General features: G+C 73.0%; 6 protein-coding genes. 3 read left to right on the top strand and 3 right to left on the bottom strand.

Going from position 1 to position 23,597, the window contains the following annotated elements; genetic code table 11:
• From WMF31_RS37255 to WMF31_RS37265, 3 genes are all read right to left on the bottom strand, one after another.
• On the bottom strand, positions 1 to 16,499 hold a 16,499-nt coding region (locus WMF31_RS37255; protein WP_436606656.1), incomplete at its 3' end, for an SDR family NAD(P)-dependent oxidoreductase.
• 322 nt (positions 16,500 to 16,821) lie between these two features.
• Positions 16,822 to 18,009, bottom strand: a complete 1,188-nt coding sequence (locus WMF31_RS37260) for an acyl-CoA dehydrogenase family protein (RefSeq protein WP_436606657.1) — start codon at positions 18,007 to 18,009, stop codon at positions 16,822 to 16,824.
• 1,119 nt (positions 18,010 to 19,128) lie between these two features.
• A complete protein-coding gene (locus WMF31_RS37265; protein ID WP_436606658.1) occupies positions 19,129 to 19,506 on the bottom strand; it encodes a DUF2834 domain-containing protein in 378 nt (125 codons plus the stop codon).
• Between the two features lie 279 nt (positions 19,507 to 19,785).
• Between WMF31_RS37265 and WMF31_RS37270 the strand changes: the two genes are divergently transcribed.
• The 3 genes from WMF31_RS37270 to feoB all read left to right on the top strand — a co-directional run bounded on the left by WMF31_RS37270 (position 19,786) and on the right by feoB (position 23,519).
• Positions 19,786 to 20,676, top strand: a complete 891-nt coding sequence (locus WMF31_RS37270; RefSeq protein ID WP_436606659.1) for an SDR family NAD(P)-dependent oxidoreductase — start codon at positions 19,786 to 19,788, stop codon at positions 20,674 to 20,676.
• Between the two features lie 420 nt (positions 20,677 to 21,096).
• Entirely contained in the window at positions 21,097 to 21,447 is a 351-nt protein-coding gene (locus tag WMF31_RS37275) for a FeoA family protein (protein ID WP_436606660.1), read from the top strand.
• Entirely contained in the window at positions 21,444 to 23,519 is a 2,076-nt protein-coding gene (gene feoB, locus WMF31_RS37280; protein WP_436606661.1) for a ferrous iron transporter B, read from the top strand. The genes WMF31_RS37275 and feoB overlap by 4 nt, the downstream gene beginning before the upstream one ends.
• The last annotated feature ends 78 nt before the right edge of the window (positions 23,520 to 23,597 follow it).

Here is a 23,597-nt window from a genome sequence, read left to right on the forward strand (position 1 = left end):
ACCAGCTCGGGAGCACCGGGGGCCTCCAGACCCCGGCGCGACGTGAGCACCAGGTGCCGCGCTCCGTGCTTCTGCACCAGATGCCGCGCCACGGTGTGTCCCAGTCCGCCGGTGGCGCCGGTCACCAGCACGGTGCCCTCCGGATTCAACGGACGGGCGGTCGCCTGCTCCTCCAGCGGCTGCGCGCGCACGAGGCGCGGAGCCCGCGCAGCGCCGCTCCGCAGCAAGAGCTCGGATTCGGCCGTGGTCGCCAGCGCCCGCGCCAGGAGCTGTGGATCCAGAGCGTCGGACCCAACGTCGATCAGCCGCAGCCGGCGGTCAGGATACTCGCTGCGCGCCGTGCGAAGGAGGCCACACAGCGGCGCGTGCACCAGATCCTGGACGCCATCGGCGGCATCCGTGCCGAGCGCGCCGCGTGTGACCCACACAAGCTCCATGGACTCGAGGCGCCGGTCCGACAGCCACGCTTGCAGGAGCAGGAGCGCCCGTCGCATCGCCTCGTGGGTCGACGCCACGACGCCCTGATCCCCTGGGTCGACGACGGTAGCGTCGACCACCACGCGTACGGGGGAGTCGGCGCCCCGATCGAGACGAGCGATCACCTCATCGAGGTCAAAGACCGTCTCCGCCGCCAGCGCATCCGCAAGCGGCGACTGGCCAGGAGAAGAGCGGAGCACGACCTGGGCGACGTTCGACGGCGGAGGCTCCGCGAGGCCCACGGGCTGGAGCTCGACCCGGTACAGATGGTGCTGGGCGCCAACCCGCGTCGCCTCTCGAAGCTGCGACGCTGTCGCGCGACGCACCTTCAGCTCATGGATGCTCGCGACCGGCTCGCCTGCCGCGTCGGCCAGGAAGAGCGAGCCGGTGACCTGCTGTGCGCCCTGCTCCCGGAGCTCGAACCTCACCCGCAGCGCGCTCGCCCCCCTGGCGAGCAAGACCGCCTCCGACCAGGCGAACGGCATCAGGATCGCGTCGCTCTGCGAGCGTGGCTCGATGGCTGCTCCGAGGGTCTGCAGCGCTGCATCGAGCAGCGTCGGATGCACTCCGTAGTCCTCGGCGCCGTCCGCCACGGCCTCGGGCAGCGCCACCTGGCCGTAGAACACGCTCCCTCGTCGGGACAGCTCGATGAGCCCCTGGAACGATGGGCCGTAATGGACCCCCTGCTCCTCGAGTCGCTCGTAGAACCCCGAGAGGTCGACCTCCTCGGCATCGGGCACGGGCCACGTCTGAAGCTCCTCGAACGCATCCGCGTCCTCGATCGCATCATTGGTCAGGGTGCCTGTTGCGTGCTGCACCCACGGGGCGTCCTCGGGCGCCTCCTCGGGCTGGCTGTACAGCCCGAAGCCGCGCCGGCCCTGCGCGTCCGGCGCCTCGACCGAGAGCTGCACCCGGCGCGCCTCGGTCTCGCTCAGCACCAGCGGCTCGGCCAGGATCAGCTCCGAGACCGCGCCGCCGCCCACCGCCCGCGCCGCCGTCAGCGCTAGCTCCAGCATCCCCGTGCCGGGAAAGAGCACCTTCCCGAACACGGCATGATCCCTCAGCCACGGCCGCTCGCGCAGCGACAGCCGGCCTGTGAACAGGTAGCCGTCGGTGTCCGCCACCCGCGTCGCCGCGCCGAGCAGCGGGTGCTCGGCCGTCCTCAGGCCAGCCGAGCTCAGGTCCGAGCGCGCCTTGGACGCTTCGAGCCAGTAGCGCTGCCGCTGGAAAGCGTACGTCGGCAGGTCCACGTGCCTCGCGTCCTGGCCGCCGAACAGCCGCTTCCAGTCCACCTCGTACCCCTGCACGTGCAGCGCGCCCAGCGTCCCGCTGAGCTGCGACAGCCCGCCCTCGCCGCGCTGCAGGCTGCCCACCACCACGCCCTGCGCCTCGGCGCACGCCGTCGTGAGCGGCATCGCCAGGATCGGGTGCGCGCTCACCTCCACGAACACCCCGTGGCCGTCGGCCAAGAGCTCCACCAGCGCCTTGTCCAGCCGCACCGGCAGGCGCAGGTTCCGGCACCAGTACTCCCCGTCCAGCGCCTCGTCGTCGCGCAGCAGCGCGCCCGTCACCGTCGAGTAGAACGGTATCGTCGACGGCCTCGGCTCCAGCGACGCGAGCTGCGATGCCAGCTCCGGCAGCAGCTCATCCATGTGCGCGCTGTGTGAGGCGTAGTCGACGTTCACCTTCCGGCAGAACACCTCCCTCGCCTGCAAGCTCGCCACCAGCTCGTCGACCGCCCGCGCGTCGCCCGACACCACCGTCGAGCTCGCCGTGTTCACCGCGGCGATCGACAGCGCCTCGCCGAACCGCTCGATGTACCCCTGCACCTCCGACACGGGCCGCTCCACCAGCACCATGCCGCCCTTGCCCGCGCACTTGCGCACCGCCTGGCTGCGCAGCGCCACCACCCGCGCCCCGTCTTGCAGCGACAGCGCGCCCGCGACCACCGCCGCCGCCACCTCGCCCTGGCTGTGCCCCACCACCGCCGCGGGCTCCACGCCCAGCGACCGCCACGCCGCCGCGAGCCCCACGCTCATCGCGAACAGCGCAGGCTGCACCACGTCCACCCGCGTGAACGGCGGAAGCTCCTCGCCCTGCTCGCCGCGCAGGATCGCCGCCACCGACCAGCCCGTCCACCGCTTCAGCGCCGCGTCACACGCCTCCACCGCCTCCGCGAACGCCGCCGATTGCTCCAGCAGCGCCCGGCCCATCCCGAGCCACTGGCTGCCCTGGCCCGGGAACACGAACACCACCTTGCCCGGCGCCCGCGCCTTGCCCACCGAGACCGACGCGTGGCCGCGCCCCTCGGCCAGCGCCGAGAGCCCCTCGGCCGCCTCCTCCGCGCTGCCCGCCAGCACCGCCGCGCGCGCCTCGAAGTGCGTCCGGTGCAGCGCCGCCGCGCTCACCACGTCGGCCCAGCGATACCCGGGCCGCTCCTTCAGCCACCTCGCCCAGCGCTCGGCCTGCGCGCGCAGCGCCGCCTCGTCGCGCCCCGACAGCACGAGCGGCAAGGCCGACGAGGCGAGCAGAGGCCCTGTCTCCGCCGGCGCCGGCTTCGGTTCGGCCGCCGGCGCCTCCTCGAGGATGACGTGCGCGTTGGTCCCGCTGATGCCGAACGACGACACGCCCGCGCGCCGCACACGGCCGCCGCGCGGCCACGGATGCGCCTGCTGCAGCAGCGACAGCCCGCTGCCTTCCCACGCGACGTGCGGGCTCGGCTCCTCCGCGTGCAGCGTCTTCGGCAGCTCCTCGTGCTGCATCGCCAGCACCATCTTCATCACCCCCGCCACGCCAGCCGCCGCCTGCGCATGGCCGAGGTTGGACTTCGCCGATCCCAGGTACACCGGCCGCTCCGGCGCGCGCCCCGGCCCGAACACCTCCGCCAGCGCGCCCGCCTCGATCGGATCGCCCAGGCTCGTCCCCGTCCCGTGCGCCTCCACCGCGTCGATGTCCTCCGGCGTCAGCCGGCACGACGACAGCGCCTGACGGATCACCCGCTGCTGCGACGGCCCGTTCGGCGCCGTCAGCCCCTGGCTGCGGCCGTCCTGGTTCACCGCAGAGCCCCGGATGACCGCCAGCACCCGATCGCCGTCGCGCTGCGCGTCCGACAGCCGCTTGAGCACCAGCATCGCGCACCCCTCGGCCCAGATCGCGCCGTCGGCCCGCGCGGAGAAGCTCTTGCACCGCCCGTCGCGCGGCAGGGCCTTGAGCCGGCTGAACTCCACGAACGTGGCCGGCGTGGTCATCACCATCACGCCGCCGCTCAGCGCGATGTCGCACTCGCCCTGACGCAGGGCCGTGCAGGCCAGATGCAATGTCACCAGCGACGAGGAGCAGGCGGTATCCACGGTGAGCGCTGGCCCCTGCAACCCCAGCACGTACGCCACCCGGCCCGAGATCACGCTCCCGGCGCTCCCTGTTCCCCAGTACCCGTCCAGCGCCTCCAGATCTCCGCTCTGGAGGACGCCGTAGTCCGAGCCCATCGCGCCCAGGTACACGCCGGCGGCGCTCTCGCTCAACGACGCGGGGCGCACGCCCGCCCGCTCCAGCGCCTCCCACGCCGTCTCCAGCACCAGCCGCTGCTGCGGGTCCATCGACTGCGCCTCGCGCGGCGAGATGCCGAAGAACCCGGCGTCGAAGAGATCGACGTTCCGCAGGAAGCCGCCCTCGCGCACGTAGCTCTTGCCCACGGCCTCGGGGTCGGGGTCATAGACCGAGAGCGCATCCCACCGCGACGGGAACACCTCGATCGCGTCGCGCCCCTCCGACAGCAGCCGCCAGTACTCCTCCGGGCTCTCGACGCCCCCCGGCAGCCGGCACGCCATCGACACGATCGCGATCGGCTCGTCGTCCCGCACCCTTCGCTGGGGCCGTGCGCGGGGCGTCGCCGCCTCGACCTCCGAAAAGGCCTGCTTGAGGAGCAGCTCGGCGATCGCCCGCGGCGTCGGGTAGTCGAACGCCAGCGTCGCCGGCAGCTTCGTCTGCGCCTGAGCGCTGAGGCGATTGCGCAGCTCCACGGCCGTCAGCGAGTCGAGCCCCAGCTCCCTCAACACCTGGTCGGGCAGGACGGCCTCGGCGCGCGGCAAGCCGAGCACGACGGCGACCTCCGACCGCGTCAGCGCGATCAGCGAGCTCAGCCGCTCCGGCTCCGGCAGCGCCGACAGCCGCTCGCGGAGCGCTGAGGCCTCGTGCGAGGCCGACGAGGCCTTGCGCACGCCTGGCCGCACCAGCGCCCGGAACATCGCGGGCAGCTCGCCGCCGTCGCTCTGGCTGCGCTGCAGCCTGCCCAGGTCGAAGTGCGACGGGACGAGGTTCGCCTCCGGCCGCGCCAGCGCAGCATCCAGCAGCAGCAGCGCCTCTCGAACCGACATCGGCACGAACCCGGCGCGCCGGATGCGGGAGACCTCTGCCTCACCCAGGTGCGCCGTCATGCCCACGCCGGCCTGCGCCCAGAGGCCCCAGGCGAGGCTCTTCGCCGGAAGGCCGCGGCGCAGCCGATGCGCCGCGAGCGCGTCGAGGAAGGTGTTCGCCGCCGCGTAGTTGCTCTGGCCTGCGGTTCCGAGCGTGCCCGACGCCGAGGAGAACAGCACGAACGCCGCAAGATCCAGCGCCTGCGTCAGCTCGTGCAGGTGGAGCGCCCCGTCGACCTTGGGCCTCAGCACCCGCGCGAAGCGCTCGGGTGTCTGGGCCACCAGCACACCGTCGTCGAGCACACCCGCGAGGTGCAGCACCGCCGTCAACGGGTGCTCGGCGGCGATGCCGGCCAGCACGCCGGCCACCTCGGCCCGGTCGGAGATGTCGCACGCCACGACGCTCACCGCCTCGGCCCCGAGTTCCTTCAGCTTCTGCACGAGCTCGGGCGCGCCAGGGGCATCGAGGCCGCGACGCGATGTGAGCAGCAGATGCCTGACGCCGCGCTCGCGCACCAGGTGCGTCGCGACGGCCTGACCGAGCTCACCGGTCCCTCCGGTGATCAGGACGGTCCCTTCGGGGTTCAGCCGCGGGGCGGCCAGCCCCCCTTGCCCCCCCGGCGGCACGCGCGTGAGGCGCGCCGCGCGAGCGCGCCCGCCCCGCAGCGAGAGCTCCGGCTCACCCTCGGTATCCAGCGCTCGCGCCAGGAGCGATCCATCGAGCGCGCCGGCGCCGGCGTCGATCAGGCGCAGACGCCGATCCGGGTGCTCGCTCCGTGCCGTGCGGAGGAGCCCCCAGAGCGGCGCGTGCGCGAGATCCTGGACGTCGTCGTCTGCGTCCGCGCCGATCGCGTCGCGCGTGACCCAGACGAGCTCGATGGGCTCGAAGCGGCGCTCCGACAGCCACGCCTGCAGGATCAGCAGCGCCCGCCGGGCCGCTTCGTGGACCGACGCCGCGACGCCCTGCCGAGCCGATCCGGCGGCGGTGGCATCGACGACCACCCGCGCTGGAGCCTGCCCGCGCTCGACGCGCGCGAGCACCTCGTCGAGGTCCGACACCGCCTCGACGCCCAGCGCGCCTGCGAGCGGCGCCTGCCCCTCGGCCATGCTGAGCACGACCTGCGCGGCCCCCGTCGAGGCGGCCTCGACGAGGGATACGGGCCGGAACTCGACCCGATAGAGGTGCTGAGCATCGACGCGAGCGGCTCCTCGCAGGTGCTCGGCGGTCACCCGGCGCGCCTCCAGCCCGGCGATGCTCGCGACCGGCTCGCCGGTCGCATCGGTCACGCACAGCGAACCGGTGATCTGCTGGCCGCCCTCGTCCTGGAGCTGCAAGCGCACACGCAGCTCGCTCGCCCCCCCGGCGTGCAGCACCACATCCGACCAGGCGAACGGCAACGGCGCTTCATCGCCGTGCGCCCGCTCGGCGAGCGCCGCGACGATCGTGTGCAGCGCGGCATCCAGCAGGGCCGGGTGCACGCCGTACGCCTCCGCGTCGCCCGCGGCGGCCCCGGGCAGCACCACCCGGCCGTAGAGCGTGGATCCTCGCCGCGACAGCTCGACCAGCCCCTGGAACGCCGGGCCGTAACGCAGCCCGAGCGCCTCGGCCCGATCGTAGAACCCCGAGAGGTCCACCGGCTCGGCGCCCGGCACCGGCCACGCCCGGAGCTCGGCGAGCGCCTCGTGGTCGACCGGCGCCTCGTCGCTCATCACCCCCGTTGCGTGCTGGATCCACGGCCCGTCCACCGGCGCTTCCTCGGGCTGGCTGTAGAGCCCGAAACCGCGGCGCCCCTGGGCGTCCGGAGCGCCGACCGAGAGCTGGAGCCGGTGCGCGCCCGCGTCGGCGAGCACGAGCGGCTCCGCCAGGATGAGCTCCGAGATCGCGCGGCTCCCCACGGCGCGCGCTGCCTCCAGCGAGAGCTCCAGGATCCCGGCCCCGGGGAAGAGCACCTTCCCGAACACCACGTGATCCCGGAGCCACGGCTGCTCGCCGAGCGACAGCCGGCCCGTGAACAGGGATCCGTCGCCGTCCGCCAGCCGCGTCGCCGCGCCCAGCAGCGGGTGCTCCGCAGGCCGCAGCCCCGCAGCGCTCACGTCGGAGCGGACCTTGGGCGCATCGAGCCAGTAGCGCTGCCGCTGGAAGGCGTACGTCGGCAGGTCCACGCGCCGCGCGGGGTACCCCGCCAGCACCTGCTTCCAGTCGAGCGCGTGGCCGTGCACGTGGAGCTGGCCCAGCGCCGTCGCGAGCGAGCGCGCTTCCTCCTGGTCCTTGCGCAGGCTCGACACGAGCACGGCGTCCGCGCTCTCGGGCAGGCAGTCTGCGCTTATCGCGGCCAGCACGCCGTCGGGCCCGCACTCCAGGTAGCTGCCCACGCCATGCTCCTGCAGCGACCTCATCGCATCGGCGAAGCGCACCGCCTTCCGGACCTGCCGCACCCAGTACGCGGGGGTCCTCAGCGTGGCCTCGTCGGCCGCCGCGCCGTCGACGTGGCTGACGAGCGGGATCCGCGGCGCCAGGAACTCGCAGCGCTCCGCCTCCTCCTCGAACGCCGCGAGCATGCTGTCCATGTGCGCGCTGTGGAACGCGTGCGAGACGCGCAGCCGCCGCGTCCGCCGGCCAAGCACCTCGAACCGCGCCGAGAGCGCAAGCACCGCCTCCGCGTCGCCGCTGATCACCGTCTGGCGCGGGCCGTTGATGGCCGCGATGTCCACGCGCCCCGCGAACTCCGCCAGCGCCGGCGCCACCTCCGCCTCCGACGCCTCGAGCGACACCATCACCCCGCCCGGCTCGCACGCCTGCATCAGCCGCCCGCGGGCGCAGACGAGCCGCGCCGCGTCGCTCAGGCTCAGCATGCCCGACACATGCGCCGCGCTCAGCTCCCCGATCGAGTGGCCCGCCAGCACGGAAGCCTGCACGCCCCAGGCCTGCCACTGCCGGAAGAGCGCCACCTCCAGCGCGAACAGCGCAGGCTGGGTCCACGACGTCTGCTCCAGCAGCGCTCCGAGCTCGCTGCCCGCCTCCGCGAACATCACCGTCCGCAGCGGCTGGTCCAGGTGCGCGTCCAGCGCCTCGCACACCGCATCGAGCGCCTGGCGGAAGACCGGGTAGGCCTCGTAAAGGTCTTTGCCCATCCCCGGCCGCTGGCTGCCCTGGCCGGTGAACAGCACCGCGAGCTTGCCGCCACGGGCCGCCGCGCCCTGCACCACCGCCTTGTGCGCTCGCCCCTCGGCCAGCGCCGAGAGCCCCTCGGCCGCCTCCTCCGCGCTGCCCGCCGCCACCGCCGCGCGCGCCTCGAAGTGCACACGCGTCAGCGCCGCTGCGCTCACCACGTCGGCCCAGCGATACCCGGGCCGCTCCTTCAGCCACCTCGCCCAGCGCTCGGCCTGCGCGCGCAGCGCCGCCTCGTCTCGCCCCGACAGCACGAGCGGCAGGGCCGACGACGCGAGCAGAGGCCCTGTCTCCGCCGGCGCCGGCTTCGGCTCGACCGCCGGCGCCTCCTCGAGGATGACGTGCGCGTTGGTCCCGCTGATGCCGAACGACGACACGCCCGCGCGCCGCACACGGCCGCCGCGCGGCCACGGACGCGCCTGCTGCAGCAGCGACAGCCCGCTGCCTTCCCACGCGATGTGCGGGCTCGGCTCCTCCGCGTGCAGCGTCTTCGGCAGCTCCTCGTGCTGCATCGCCAGCACCATCTTGATCACCCCCGCCACGCCCGCCGCCGCCTGCGCATGGCCGAGGTTCGACTTCGCCGACCCCAGGTACACCGGCCGCTCCGGCGCGCGCCCCGGCCCGAACACCTCCGCCAGCGCGCCCGCCTCGATCGGATCGCCCAGGCTCGTCCCCGTCCCGTGCGCCTCCACCGCGTCGATGTCCTCCGGCGACAGCCGGCACGACGACAGCGCCTGGCGGATCACCCGCTGCTGCGACGGCCCGTTCGGCGCCGTCAGCCCCTGGCTGCGGCCGTCCTGGTTCACCGCAGAGCCCCGGACCACCGCCAGCACCCGGTCGCCGTCGCGCTGCGCGTCCGACAGCCGCTTGAGCACCAGCATCGCGCACCCCTCGGCCCAGATCGCGCCGTCGGCCTGCGCAGAGAAGCTCTTGCACCGCCCGTCGCGCGGCAGGGCCTTGAGCCGGCTGAACTCCACGAACGTCGTCGGCGTGGTCATCACCATCACGCCGCCGCTCAGCGCGATGTCGCACTCGCCCTGGCGCAGGGCCGCGCAGGCCAGGTGAAGCGCGACCAGCGACGAGGAGCAGGCCGTGTCCACGGTCATCGTGGGCCCCTGCAACCCCAGCACGTACGCCACCCGCCCCGAGGTCACGGAGCCGAGCGTCCCCGTCATCTGGTATCCGTCGAGGGCATCCAGGGAGCCACCCTGGAGGGCGCCGTAGTCCGAACCCATCCAGCCCAGGTACATGCCGGTGGCGCTCCCGCTCACCTCCGAGGGGCGCACGCCGGCCCGCTCCAGCGCCTCCCACGCCGTCTCCAGCACCAGCCGCTGCTGCGGGTCCATCGACTGCGCCTCGCGCGGCGAGATGCCGAAGAACCCGGCATCGAACAGGTCGACATTCCGCAGGAAGCCGCCCTCACGCACGTAGCTCTTGCCCACGGCCTCGGGGTCGGGGTCATAGACCGAGAGCGCATCCCACCGCGACGGGAACACCTCGATCGCGTCGCGCCCCTCCGACAGCAGCCGCCAGTACTCCTCCGGGCTCTCGACGCCCCCCGGCAGCCGGCACGCCATCGACACGATCGCGATCGGCTCGTCGTCCCGCACCCTCCGCTGGGGCCGTGCGCGGGGCGTCGCCGCCTCGACCTCCGAGAAGGCCTGCTTGAGGAGCAGCTCGGCGATCGCCCGCGGCGTCGGGTAGTCGAACGCCAGCGTCGCCGGCAGCTTCGTCTGCGCCTGCGCGCTGAGGCGATTGCGCAGCTCCATCGCCATCAGCGAGTCGAGCCCCAGCTCCCTCAACACCTGGTCGGGCAGGACGGCCTCGGCGCGCGGCAGGCCGAGCACGACGGCGACCTCCGACCGCGCCAGCGCGATCAGCGAGCTCAGCCGCTCCGGCTCCGGCAGCGCCGACAGCCGCTCGCGGAGCGCCGAGGCCCTCTGGGTCGCCGTCGCCGCCTTGCGCACGCCTGGCCGCACCAGGGCCCGGAGCAGCGCGGGCAGCTCGCCGCTCTCGCTCAGGCTGCGCTGCAGCCTGCCCAGGTCGAAGTGCGACGGGACGAGGTTCGCCGCCGGCCGCGACAGCGCGGCGTCCAGCAGCTCCAGCCCCTCGCCAACCGGCATGGGCACGTAGCCCGCGCGGCGCATGCGCGCGACCTCTGCCTCGCCCAGATGCGCCGTCATGCCGACGCCCGCCGGGGTCCAGAAGCCCCAGGCGAGGCTCGTCGCGGAAAGCCCCTGACGGCGCCGGCGCGCCGCGAGGGCGTCCAGGAAGGTGTTGGCCGCCGCGTAGTTGCTCTGGCCTGCGCCTCCGAGCGTCCCAACCGCCGACGAGAACAGCACGAACGCCGACAGATCCAGCCCCTGCGTCAGCTCGTGCAGGTGGAGCGCCCCGTCGACCTTGGGCCCCAGCACCCGCGAGAAGCGCTCGGGTGTCTGGGCCACCAGCACGCCGTCGTCGAGCACACCCGCCAGGTGCCACACCGCCGTCAGCGGGTGCTCCGGGGCGATGCCGGCCAGCACGCCGGCCACCTCGGCCCGGTCGGACACGTTGCACGCGACGATCGTCACGGTCTCCGCGCCGAGCTGCTCGAGTCTCTTCAAGAGCTCGTGAGCGCCTGGCGCATCGAGCCCCCGGCGCGACGTGAGCACCAGATGCCGCGCCCCGTGCTCGCGCACCAGGTGCGTCGCGACCGCCTGACCCAGCTCGCCTGTTCCGCCGGTCACCAGCACGGTGCCCCGCGGGTCCAGGGGACGGGCGGGCGCCTGCCCCTGCACCTTCGCCGGCGCGCGCAGGAGGCGGGCAGCGCGCACGCTGTCGCCCCGCAGCGAGAGCTCGGGCTCGTCCACGGCGTCCAGCGCTCGCGCCAGGAGCTGTCCGTTCAGCGGGCCCGCGCCGACGTCGATCGAGCGCAGGCGGCGGTCCGGGTGCTCGATGCGCGCCGTGCGGAGGAGCCCCCAGAGCGGCGCGTGCGCGAGATCCTGGACCCCGTCCTCTGCGTCCGCGCCGATCGCGTCGCGCGTCACCCAGACGAGCTCAACCGACTCGAAGCGACGCTCCGAGAGCCACGCTTGCAGGAGCAGCAGCGCCCGCCCCGTCGCCTCGTGGACCGACGCCGCGAGGCCTCGCTCGCTCGGGCCAGCCGAGGTCGCGTCGACGACCACCCGCGCAGGGGTCTCCCCGCGTTCGATGCGCGCGAGCACGTCGTCGAGACCCGACGCCGCCTCGACGCCCAGCGCGTCCGCCAGCGGCGCCTGTCCCCGGGATGCGCCGAGCACGACCTGGGCGGCCCCTGCCGAGGACGCCTCGGCCAGGGATACGGGTTGAAACGCTATCTGGTACAGGTGCCGGGCATCGACGCGGGTCTTGCCTCGGAGCTGCTCAGCGGTCGCGCTGCGCGCCTCCAGCCCGACGATGCTGGCGACGGGCTCACCCGTCGCATCGGTCACGCACAGCGACCCGGTAACCTGCTGCGCGCTCTCTTCCTGAACCTGGAAGCGGACGCGGAGCTCGCTGGCGCCCGTCGCGTGCAACGCCACGTCCGACCAGGCGAACGGCAGCGGCACCTCGTCTGCCTGGGATCTCTCGGCGAACGCCGCGACCATCGTGTGGAGCGCCGCGTCCAGCAGGGCCGGGTGCACGCCGTACGCCTCCGCGTCGCCCGCAACGGCCTCGGGCAGCACCACCCGGCCGAAGAACGTCGAGCCTCGCCGCGACAGCTCGACCAGCCCCTGGAACGCCGGACCATAGCGGAGGCCGAGCAGCCCGACCCGATCGTAGAACCCGGAGAGATCCACCGCCTCGGCGCCCGGCACCGGCCACGCCCGGAGCTCGGCGAGCGCCTCGTGATCGACCGGCGCCTCGTCGGCCAGCGTCCCGGTCGCGTGCTGGATCCACGGCCCGTCCACCGGGGCTTCCTCGGGCTGGCTGTAGAGCCCGAAGCCGCGGCGCCCCTGGGCGTCCGGAGCGTCGACCGAGAGCTGGAACCGGAGCGCCCCCGTCTCGCCCAGCACGAGCGGCTCCGCCAGGATGAGCTCCGAGACCGCGCGGCTCCCCACGGCGCGCGCGGCGGCGAGGGCGAGCTCCAGCATGCCCGTGCCAGGGAACAGCACCTTCTCGAACACCACGTGATCCCGCAGCCATGGCTGCTCGCCGAGCGACAGCCGGCCCGTGAACAGGGATCCGTCGCCGTCCGCCAGCCGCGTCGCCGCGCCCAGCAGCGGGTGCTCCGCAGGCCGCAGCCCCGCAGCGCTCACGTCGGAGCGAACCCTGGGCACATCGAGCCAGTAGCGCTGCCGCTGGAAGGCGTACGTCGGCAGGTCCACGCGCCGCGCGGGGTACCCCGCCAGCACCTGCTTCCAGTCGAGCGCGTGGCCGTGCACGTGAAGCTGGCCCAGCGCCGTCACCAGCGAGCGCGCTTCCTCCTGGTCCTTGCGCAGGCTCGCCACGAACACGCCCTCGGCCCCCTCGGCCAGGCACGCGGCCCCCATCGCCGCCAGCACCCCGTCGGGCCCGCACTCCAGGTAGCTGCCCACGCCATGCTCCTGCAGCGACCTCATCGCATCGGCGAAGCGCACCGCCTTCCGGACCTGCCGCACCCAGTACGCGGGGGTCCTCAGCGTGGCCTCGTCGGCCGCCGCGCCGTCGACGTGGCTGACGAGCCGGAGCTGCGGCGCCAGGAACTCGCAGCGCTCCGCCTCCTCCTCGAACGCCGCGAGCATGCTGTCCATGTGCGCGCTGTGGAACGCGTGCGAGACGCGCAGCCGCCGCGTCCGCCGGCCCAGCACCTCGAACCGCGCCGAGAGCGCAAGCACCGCCTCCGCGTCGCCGCTGATCACCGTCTGGCGCGGGCCGTTGAGCGCCGCGATGTCCACCCGGCCCGCAAACTCCGCCAGCGCCGGCGCCACCTCCGCCTCCGATGCTTCCATCGAGACCATGGCTCCGCCCGGCTCGCACGCCTGCATCAGCCGCCCGCGCGCGCAGACGAGCCGCGCCGCGTCGCTCAGGCTCAGCATGCCCGACACGTGCGCCGCGCTCAGCTCCCCGATCGAGTGGCCCGCCAGCGCCGAGGGCTGCACACCCCAGGCCTGCCACTGCCGGAAGAGCGCCACCTCCAGCGCGAACAGCGCAGGCTGGGTCCACGACGTCTGCTCCAGCAGCGCTCCGAGCTCGCTGCCCGCCTCCGCGAACATCACCGTCCGCAGCGGCTGGTCCAGGTGCGCGTCCAGCGCCTCGCACACCGCATCGAGCGCCTGGCGGAAGACCGGATAGGCCTCGTAAAGGCCTTTGCCCATCCCCGGCCGCTGGCTGCCTTGACCGGTGAACAGCACCGCGAGCTTGCCGCCACGGGCCGCCGCGCCCTGCACCACCGCCTTGTGCGCTCGCCCCTCGGCCAGCGCCGAGAGCCCCTCGGCCGCCTCCTCCGCGCTGCCCGCCGCCACCGCCGCGCGCGCCTCGAAGTGGGCGCGGGTCGTCGCCAGCGAGAAGGCCACGTCGGCGAGGGCGAGCTCGCTTCGGCCCTCGAGGTGCGCCGCGAGCCGGCCGGCGTTCTCCCGCAGGGCCTCCTCGGTCTTTCCGGACACGACGAGGGGCAGCGGGTGGTCGGGCTTCGCGCGAGCCATGCCGCGGCCGCAGACCGCATCCCAGTCGACGTCGAAGCCGTCGCACCAGAGCGCGCCGAGGAGCGCCTCCAGCCCGTCCCGCGCGGGCGCCTCGCGCCAGCAGGTCGCGAGCGCCAGGGATCGCCCGTCGCTCGAGGACGCCAGCGTCGCCTGGATCGGATGCAGCGCGATCGGGTGGGGCCCCACCTCGACGATGCGCGCGCTGCGCTGCCGTGCCAGGCGCTCGATCGCTTCGGCGATCCGCGCCGGCTCGCGCAGGTTGCGGGCCCAGTAGCGCGCGTCGAGCTCGGCCCCGTCGACGAGCCGATCCGCGGCGGTGGACCACATCGGGATCGCGGGGACGCTGGGCTCGATGCCGGCGAGCCGCTGCATGAGCTCCGGAAGGAGCGGCTCCATCTCCGCGCTGTGCGCGGCGTAGTCGATCCGGACGCGCAGGACCTTGATGCCGTCGTCTTCGAGCCGGCGCTGCAGCGCCTCGACGGCGTCGATCGGGCCTGCCAGGCAGACCTGGGCGCGGGAGAGGTGGGCGGCCACGGACACGCGCGTGCCACCGCCGGCGAGGAGGCGCTCTGCCTGCGCGGCCGAGAGGTCGGCCACGACCATCGCGCCGCGCCCCGAGGCCTTCTCCGCGATCAGCGCCGACCAGCGGCAGATCACCCGCGCCCCGTCGCGCAGCGACAGGGCGCCGGCCACCACGGCAGCGGCGACCTCACCGACGCTCTGGCCGAGCACGAGATCAGGGCTCACCCCCCACGCCTGCAACGTGCGGGCGAGCGCGACCTGGAGGCTGAAGAGCACCGGCTGGATCACGTCGGTCCGATCGAGCCGCGAGCTCGCCTCGCTGGCCGTGAGCGCATCGATCACCGACCAGCCCGCGAGCTCGCGAACGGCGCGGTCACAGGCCTCGAGGCTCGCGCGGAACGCTGGCTCGCCCGCCATCAGGTCGCGGCCCATACCGAGCCACTGCCCCCCATGCCCCGAGAAGAAGAACACGAGCCGGGGCTTCGTGTCGGGGATCGCGGAGGGCTTCGAGCTGCCCTCGACCAGACCCTGCAGCGCGGCGCGGAGCTCCTCCGCGGTGCGCCCCCGGACCACGGCGCGGACCGGGCCCGCGCAGGACCGCGCGGCCCGCTGTTGCCGGCTCTCGAGATCGTACAGCGCGCCGTCCGTCTCCACGCCGACCAGCTCGTCGCCGAGCCGCCGCGCCGCCTCGCCGAGCGCCTCCGGGCTGTCGGCCGCGAGAGCGAGGAGCGCCTGGCGCCGGTAAGGCGCCTCCTGCAGCGCGACGTGCGCGTTGGTCCCGCCGAAGCCGAAGCTGCTGACGCCGGCGAAGCGCCGGTCGGCGCTCGGCCAGCCTCGCCGGCGGTCGACGACCTGCAGCTTCAGCGCTTCGAAGTCGATGTGGGGGTTCGGCGTCTCGAAATGCAGGCTCGGCGGCAGCTCCCCGTGATGCAGCGCCAGGGCCGCCTTGATGAGCCCCGTCACGCCGGCCGCGGCCTCGAGGTGGCCGAAGTTGGTCTTGGCGGAGCCGATGCACAGCGGCTGGACGCGCCCCGGTGCGAAGACGGCCGAGAGCCCAGCGGCCTCGATGGGATCGCCCAGGGCGGTGCCAGTCCCATGGGCCTCGACGTACGCGACCTCGCCGGGCGCGACCCCCGCTTGCTGCCAGGCGGTCCGGATGACGCCGGCCTGGGCATCGGGGTTCGGGGCCGTGAGCCCGTTCGAGGCGCCGTCGCTGTTCACGGCGCTGCCCCGCAGGAGCGCGTAGATGCGGTCGCCGGCGGCGAGCGCGTCGGACAGGCGGCGCAGCACCAGCGCGCCGCACCCCTCGCCGCGGACGTACCCGTCGGCGCGCGCGTCGAACGCGTGGCACCGGCCGGCCGGGCTCATCGCGCCCAGCTTGGTCATCTCGATCGTGGCGTGGGGGGTCAGCATGAGGCTGACGCCGCCGGCCAGGACCAGATCGGTCTCCCCGCGCCGGAGGCTCTGCACGGCGAGGTGCACCGCGACCAGCGACGAGCTGCACGCCGTGTTGATCGTCATCACCGGGCCGTTCAGCCCCAGGTGGTAGGCGATGCGGGCGGGGATGATGGAGTTGTCCCAGCCCACGGCCGAGTGCACCTCGATGGCCGCCGCGTCGTCGCCCGCGACGCGCCCGTACTCCTGCCACATCGCCCCGAAGAACACGCCCGTCCTGGAGCCGCCGAGCGTGGTCGGGACGACGCGCGCGTCCTCGAACGCCTCCCAGGCGGTCTCGAGCGCGAGGCGCTGCTGCGGATCCATCTGCCTGGCTTCCGCCGGGGAGATGCCGAAGAAGCCGGGGTCGAAGCTCGCCACGTCGCCGAGGAACCCGCCCCACCGGGTCGTCATCTTGCCAGGGGCCTGGACCTCGGCGTCGAACCAGGCATCGATCTCCCAGCGATCGGGCGGAACCTCGATGACGGCGTCGAGGCCCGAACGCAGCGCCTCCCACATCGCCTCGGCGGACGCGATGCCGCCCGGCATGCGGCACCCGAGGCCGACGATGGCGATCGGCTCGTCGTCGGACGGGGCGGCGGAGGCGGCGCCGGGTGCGTCGGGGACCGGCTCGGCGCGCGCCGCCGCGAGGTGCCCGGCGAGGGCGCGCAAGGTGCTGTAGCGCCAGACCGAAGTGGCGGGCACCGGACGCCCCAGCCAGGTCGACAGCTTGTCGACCAGGCGCAACACCCCGGGAGAGTCGAGCCCCTGGTCGCGGAACTGCACGCCATCGCGGACGGCCTCCGGCGCGATGTTCAACAGCTCCGCCAGCGCGCCACGAAGAAACCCCTCAACCTTGTCCATGCAGACTTCCCTCGGACTCTATCGAGCGATCGAGCGAACGCGCCATGCCGGCCAGGCCAGCACCTCGCGACGACACACAACCTCCGGACGCCGAGCGTCCGTTCCGGCGAGCTCGCCGGGAGAGCGAGCCACCGAAACGCCAGCTACGCGCCGCTCAGCTCAAGCCATGGAGCGGCGCTCTCCCGCTCCGCCAAGCAAGTTGAACTCCCGAAGCGATGACCCAAGACACCACACCCCGGCGGACCCGCAGCCCAACACCCGTGATCGCGGCGCCGCCACGCGCAGGACCGCGGACGCCCCTCCGCGACAGAGCCGCACCGGCTCAGAAATAGGGGAACGCCGGCTCGATACCCAGCAACGCCTGACCGATGCTCGCATACTGCCTTTGCTGGCACAAAAAGTGCGTATTGGCGGTGATGAGATCACGCCTGAGGCGCTCGAGCGGGCTTGAGGGGAAGATCGAGGAGGAACCCGCCACATCACACATCTTATCCATCACGCGCCGGGCCGAATCCGCGGCGTGAGCTATCATCAGCACGCCCTTCGCGCGCTGCTCCAGCGACGGCATGTCGCCTGCTTGGAGCGTATTCCACAGGTCGCCGACGACGTCGTTCACGTAGCTCTTGGCAGAGCCCAGTATCGCTTCTGCCTGGGCGATCGCCATTTGCACCCATTGCTCGTCGCCCAGGCTGCTCCCCGTCAGCAACACCTTCTTCTCCCGCACGAGGTCGTGTACGACCTCGATCGCGCGCCGGCCGATGCCGAGCTGAACGCCGACCATCCGGTACAAGGAGAGGCTGGTGTAGCGGTACAGCGGCTCGCTTCGCTTGCACTCCATGAAGTTGAAGGCGTGCTCCTCCGGCACGAAGAGATCCTTGGTCGTGTAAGGATCGCTGCCCGTCCCCCGGAGCCCCGTTGTGTACCACGTGTCCTCGATGGTGAGCTCCGACCCAGGGATGAGCACCCACATGATCTTGGGCATGTTGTGCTCTGTGAGGACCGGGCTGCCGTTCTCCGTCACCTGGCAACCGGCGGCCATGAAGTCGGCGTGGTGCGCGCCGCTGCCGAAATCCCATCGCCCTGTCACCCGGTAGCCACCGGCCACCTTCTCGGCGGTCCCCGTCCACTTCAAGCTCCCCGCGGCGCGCACATCGAGGCGACCGAAGAGCTCCTTCGCCACGCTCTCCTCCAGGTAGGAGGCATAGAAGCCGCTCCCGGAGAGGATCATCGAGCACCAGGCCGCCGACGCGTCGCCGAGCGCGATGTTCTCGATGACCTGGATCTGCGTCACGGGATCCACCTCTGGACCTCCCCAGGCCTTCGGCATCACCAGCCGAAAGACCCCGGCCTTCGTCAAGGCGTCCACCACTTCGTTCGGCAGCCTGCGGGTCGCTTCGGTCCGATCGCCGAGCTGTCGGAGCAGCGGGACAATCTCGCGCGTGGAGGCCAAAATATCGCTGGCGCTCATGTAGCCTCGGGTGGAACTCATCATCTTCTCCTTACCCATCATGAACAAAAATCCGCGATCCCTGCGTCCGATGTGGTGCGGCAGGATCTTTCGATCAGACCCTACACCCGCGATACCGCAGCGTGGCTGCTCCGATGCGCGCGGCTGCGCTCCGGTGCGAGCGGCCCGCGGGCGGCTGACTTGCTTGGTGAATGGGGTTCTGGGTCAGAGCGCCCAATCGATGAGTCGAGACACGGCGTGATGCGCTCCTCGATTGGCCATGCGACGACGGTCACTTCTCGCATCAAAGCAGCCGTAGACCCCTGTTGAACGATGTCCCTAACATGAAGCGTCATAGCGATCAACCAGTCACCGCGGGGCGAATTTGCAGTTCATTTTCTTCCTGTGTCGCCGTAATTTTGCAGCCGCGACACGAGAACCCAACGACTTGTCTTCGAAACATGCCTGAAAGGAAACCAACTCAATCGAGTAACCCAATCGAGCGACGGTGCTCTGAGCTGCTCCCATAGCGCGCTCGACGCGCCCCTGGAAATATGCAGCGCCCTCGGCGCACAAGCGCGCCACGCTCGCTCGGAGGTGCGCGAGTCCTTGCATACAGACCCGAGGCTGCCACGTCGATAGCTCGCGCATCCACGGCACGCCGCAATCTCGCGATCCCGCACGTCGGGCCCCCGTCGAGACGTGGCCGATCCGTCGCCTCCACGAAAAGATTGCCCCGCGGCAGGATCTCGCCGCCCCTGCACCGGCCGCGTCTCCGGCGCCTGCACTACTCGTGCCATCGAGCGGCTCTCGGCCGGGCCTGGCGCGCTCGCCCCCGGGCCCTGCGCTCCGGTGGGCCCCTCTCGTGGCCCGCCCGTGCTCCAGGCCCTCCGGAAAGCGCACCAGGCGCCGCCGAGAGCCGCTCTAGCCGTGGAGAAGGAACATCGGGGTGATGAGATGCGGCCCGCCTCCACCCTGCCACACGGGGGAAGGGTCCTCTGGCGCGATCACCCCGAGGGCGCAGCGACGCGCGACCGGACGGAGGTCCTTCGCCTCGCCGCGGAGGGCCCGCGCGCCGGTCGTCCACGGCGCGTGATCGCCAGGAACCCAGATGACCCCCGCGTCGCGAGCGCAGAGCACCTCGAGCGCCTCGAGGATGTCCGACGCGTCCTCGACGAGCGGCTACGCCGCAGGCGCCGGGCTCGGGTCGCCGGCGCTCGCTCGCTCCCGCGCGGCGAGGCGCAGCTCGCGCGCCAGCAGGAACGCCGGGAAGGTCGCGGCGAAGGCGAGGAAGACGCTGAGCACGACATAGGCCCAGATGTGACGCACGCCGACCCGGCGGCCTTCGAACACCATGAACAGCATCCCCGCCGTGGCGGATACGGCGATGTCGACGGCCACAGAGCTGGACGCCGCATTGACCATGGCCGCTTCGACGAACGCTGTGGGGGAATTGAAGCCTCCCGCGAGCAAGAACTGCACGTTGTAGTTCAGGGTTCCGACGGTGCCCAGGACCGTGAGCGCGCCGAAGAGCGCAATTCGGATTTTGCGGGCGTCCACGGCGTGTGTCCATCGCACGACGAGCCGCGTTTGTCAAGCTTGGGCGCCCTTGCGGGATCTCATGATCTGTCATGTCGTGTTCGGATCACTGGATTCCAGCGACGCGGATGGACGCCGCGCCTGTCGCTGTCGTCGCTCCGGGCTCCATGGTTGATTTCATGCGCTCCTGGCGCCGTCGAGGCCGTGCAGTTGCGCGCTCGCTCCGGTCCGAGCGTCGCGCGCCCCCGGGCCTGCTGGACGTCCGTTGCGCGGCAACACCCGCCCTGTTATCGTCGCCCCATGCAACAGCTCAATGGGAAGACCGTGCTGATCACGGGCGCTGCCAGCGGGATCGGCCTCGCCATGGCCCGGAGGTTCGCGGCCGAGAAGGCGAAGATCGTGCTCGTCGACATCGAGGAGAGCGCGCTTCGAAATGCCGAGAAAGAGCTCCGTGCGGCGGGCGCGGTGGTCCTCGCCGCGCGCGCCGACGTCTCGAAAGCATCCGAGATCGAGGCGGCCTTCGCGAGGGCGCGCGCGGAGCTCGGACTGGTGCATGTCCTCTGCAACAACGCGGGCGTCGGCGGCGCCGTGGGGCCGACCTGGGCGCAGTCCCAGGCTGACTGGGACTGGACGTTCGCGGTCAACCTGTGGGGGGTCGTCAACGGCACTCGCATCTTCTTGCCCCCTCTCCTGGAGAGCGGAGAAGAGGGACACATCGTCAATACCGCCTCGATGTCCGGGCTCTTCTCGACGCCGTTCTTCGCCCCGTACAACGCGTCGAAGCACGCTGTGGTCGCGATGTCGGAGGTGCTCGCGCAAGAGCTCCAGCTCCTCGGCGCGCGCGTCGGCGTGTCGTTGCTGTGCCCTGGGCTCGTGAATACCCAGATCGCCGTATCGGAGCGAAACCGCCCAGCCGAGCTCCGCAACAAGCCCGATCCGGCGCGCGACGGGATCTCCCAGAGCCTGCAGCAGCTCGCGCTGCAGCAGGCTGCCCAGATCGGGATGCCGCCGGAGGAGGTCGCCGAGGCCGTCCTCCGGGCCGTGCTCGAGTCGCGCTTTTATGTGCTGACACATCCGTCGATGAAGCCGACGATCGAGCAGCGCATGCGCGATATCCTCGAGGAGCGCTCGCCGCAGGTGGATCCGACCTTCGCAGCGTTCGCGTCGATGTTCCAGTTGCCGACCCGGTAAAACCGACGCCGCGCCCCGGCCAGGCGCACGTCCGCGCGAGCCCGCCAGCGCGCGCTCCCGTGTGGACCTCCGCCGGGAGCGCCACGAGCCGGCCCGCGCGCGCGCCAGACGCAACACGCAACACGCAACGGGTCGCGCCCGAGCAGCGCGCGCGCACCGACGACGACCGCAGGCTCCACCCAGGCCGAACCCGCCATCCTCGATAACCTGGATCACCTGGAACGGCCTCCTGCGGCTCGGACCGGCCGGCAGGGTGCTCCCGCCGGTGCCCCAGGTCGCGTCCGATGCTCGCCCGGCGCCACGAAAGGCCCCGCATGTCGTAGCGTGTCGGCCGGCACCGCACAGCGCGCGCAGCGATCTCGACCAGGAGCTGGCACGTTCGGCGAAAACGACTTAGAATTTGAAAATCAACATCGGCACATGAATCCCGAAACCTCCTCTCCTCTCGACCCGAGCCCTCCGACGCTGAACCCGACCGGCGCCGCCGCCCTACCGCGCGAGGCGCGCGACGCTACGGCGGCCGGCCCGCTCGCGAAGATCCGCATCGGGGAGCGGGTGGCCGTGGTCGAGGTCGGCCTCGACGCCGAGCTCGCCGGGTGGCTCGATGCGATGGGGCTCGGCCCCGGCCAGACGCTCACGGTGATCCGGCGCGGGGCGTTCGGCGGCCCCCTTCACGTACGCACCGGCTCCGGCGGCGAGCTCGCGATCAACGTGTCGCTCGCGCGCTCCATCCTGGTCGCGCCGCTGGCCCCCTCGAGGCCGATCACATGACCGCCGCGCTCGACGACGCGAGCGCGGACGCGGACGCGCGCGCGCCTCGCCCGGGACCTGTGGCCCGCCGGGAGCCGGCGGGCGGGCCGCCGCTCGTCGCGCTCCTCGGACGGCCGAACTCGGGCAAATCGTCGCTGTTCAACCGGCTGACCGGCGGCGGCGCGCGCGTCGGCAACTTCCCGGGCATCACCGTCGACATCCTCACCGCCGGCGTGCGCCTCGCCGACGGGACGCTCGCGACGATCGCCGATCTCCCCGGGCTCTACTCGATCGAGTCCGTCGTCGACCCCGCGACCGACGAGGGCGTCGCGCGCCGCTTCCTCGACGGCGCCGGCGACGGCGAGCGGCCGCGCGTCGTCGTCCAGGTGCTCGACGCGACCCAGCTCGCGCTCGGCCTGCGGCTCACGCGCGAGCTCGTGCGGCACGGGCTCGCGCCGCTCGTCGTCGCCACCCAGCGCGACGTGCTCGAGGGCGAGGGGCGCGGGATCGATCTCGGCGCCCTCGAGCGCGCCATCGGCCTGCCCGTGCTGCTCGTGAGCGCGCGAGACCCCGGCGCGCGCGGCGCCGTGCTCGACGCCATCGCCGCGCGGCTCGACGCCGCCGCGGGCGCGACGCCGGCCGCCGCCGCGGGCGCGACGCCGGCCGCCGCCGCGGGCGCGACGGCGGCCGCCGCTGCCCCGACGTGGGATCCGGACGCGGTCGCGCGCGCCGCGTACGTCGAGGCGCCGCGCCGCGACGCCGCCGCGGAGCGGAGGAGGACGTTCACCGCCCGCGCGGACGCCGTGCTGCTCCACCCCGCGATCGGCCCCGTCCTGTTCCTCGGGCTCATGGCGGTCCTCTTCGCCGCCGTGTTCCTCGTGGCCACCCCGGTCACCGAGGTGCTCGACGCCGCGATCGGCCAGCTCGGAGCCCTCGTGTCCGTCGCCCTCGGCGACGGGCTCGCCGCCTCGTTCATCGTCGACGGCCTGCTCGGCGGCGCGGGGACGGTGCTCGCCTTCATGCCGCAGATCGTGGTCCTCACGGTCGCCATGGAGCTGCTCGAGGCGAGCGGGTACCTCGCGCGCGGCGCCTTCCTCATCGATCGCCTCCTCCAGCTCATGGGGCTGAGCGGCCGGGCGTTCCTCCCGCTCCTGATGGGGCACGCGTGCGCGGTGCCCGCCGTGCACGCCACGCGCATCCTCCGCGATCCGCGCGAGCGCCTCACGGCGATCCTCGTCGTGCCGCTCATGGCGTGCTCCGCGCGGATCCCGACGTACGCGCTCCTCCTGACGACCTTCTTCGCCGCCCACGGCCCGTGGGTGCAGGCGCTGCTCTTCGTCGCGCTCTACGTCGCGGGCATCTTCTCCGGGCTCATCGCCACGCTCGTGCTGCGGCGCACGGCGACCCGCGGGCGCTCGCTCCCCATGGTGCTCGAGATGCCGGCGTACCGCAGCCCCGAGCCGCGCGTCGTCGCCCGCCAGGCCGCCCAGGTGGCGTGGCGGTTCACGCGCGAGGTCGGCACCGTGATCCTGGCCGTCTCGGCCGTGCTGTGGGTGCTCTTGCAGGTCCCCATGCCGGGCGCCGCGACGCCGGAGCCGCCGGCCGCCGCCGCCGAGGCGCCGGCCGCCGCCGCCGAGGCGCCGGCCGCCGCCGCCGAGGTCACGGAGACCCCCATCGAGTCGAGCATCGCCGGCAGCGTGGGGCGCGCGCTCGAGCCCATCACCGCGCCGCTCGGCTTCGACTGGCGCATCAACGTCGGCCTCATCGGGTCGTTCGGCGCGCGCGAGGTCATGGTCGGCACGCTGGGCGTCATCTTCGGCATCGAGGACGCGGACGAGACGTCCGCTCCGCTCGCCGAGCGGATCCGCGACGCGGAGCGCCCGGACGGGACGCGCGCGTACTCGGCCCGCACCGGGCTCGCGCTGCTCGCGTTCTTCGTCCTGGCCTGCCAGTGCATGAGCACCGTGGCGGCGATCCGCCGCGAGACGAGGACGTGGCGCTGGCCGGCGTTCGTGCTCGCCTACAGCTACGCGGCCGCCTACGTCGCGGCGCTCGTCGTCTACCAGGGGAGCCGGCTGCTCGGGATCCCCTGAGCCGCCGAGCCGAGGCGGGTGCCCGCACGCGCAGGGGCAGCCCGGCAGGCCTCGCCGGGCTGCCCGGCGCCCGGAGAG

The sequence above is a fragment of the Sorangium sp. So ce1036 genome (genome assembly GCF_051369805.1).
GTDB lineage: Bacteria > Myxococcota_A > Polyangia > Polyangiales > Polyangiaceae > Sorangium > Sorangium cellulosum_F.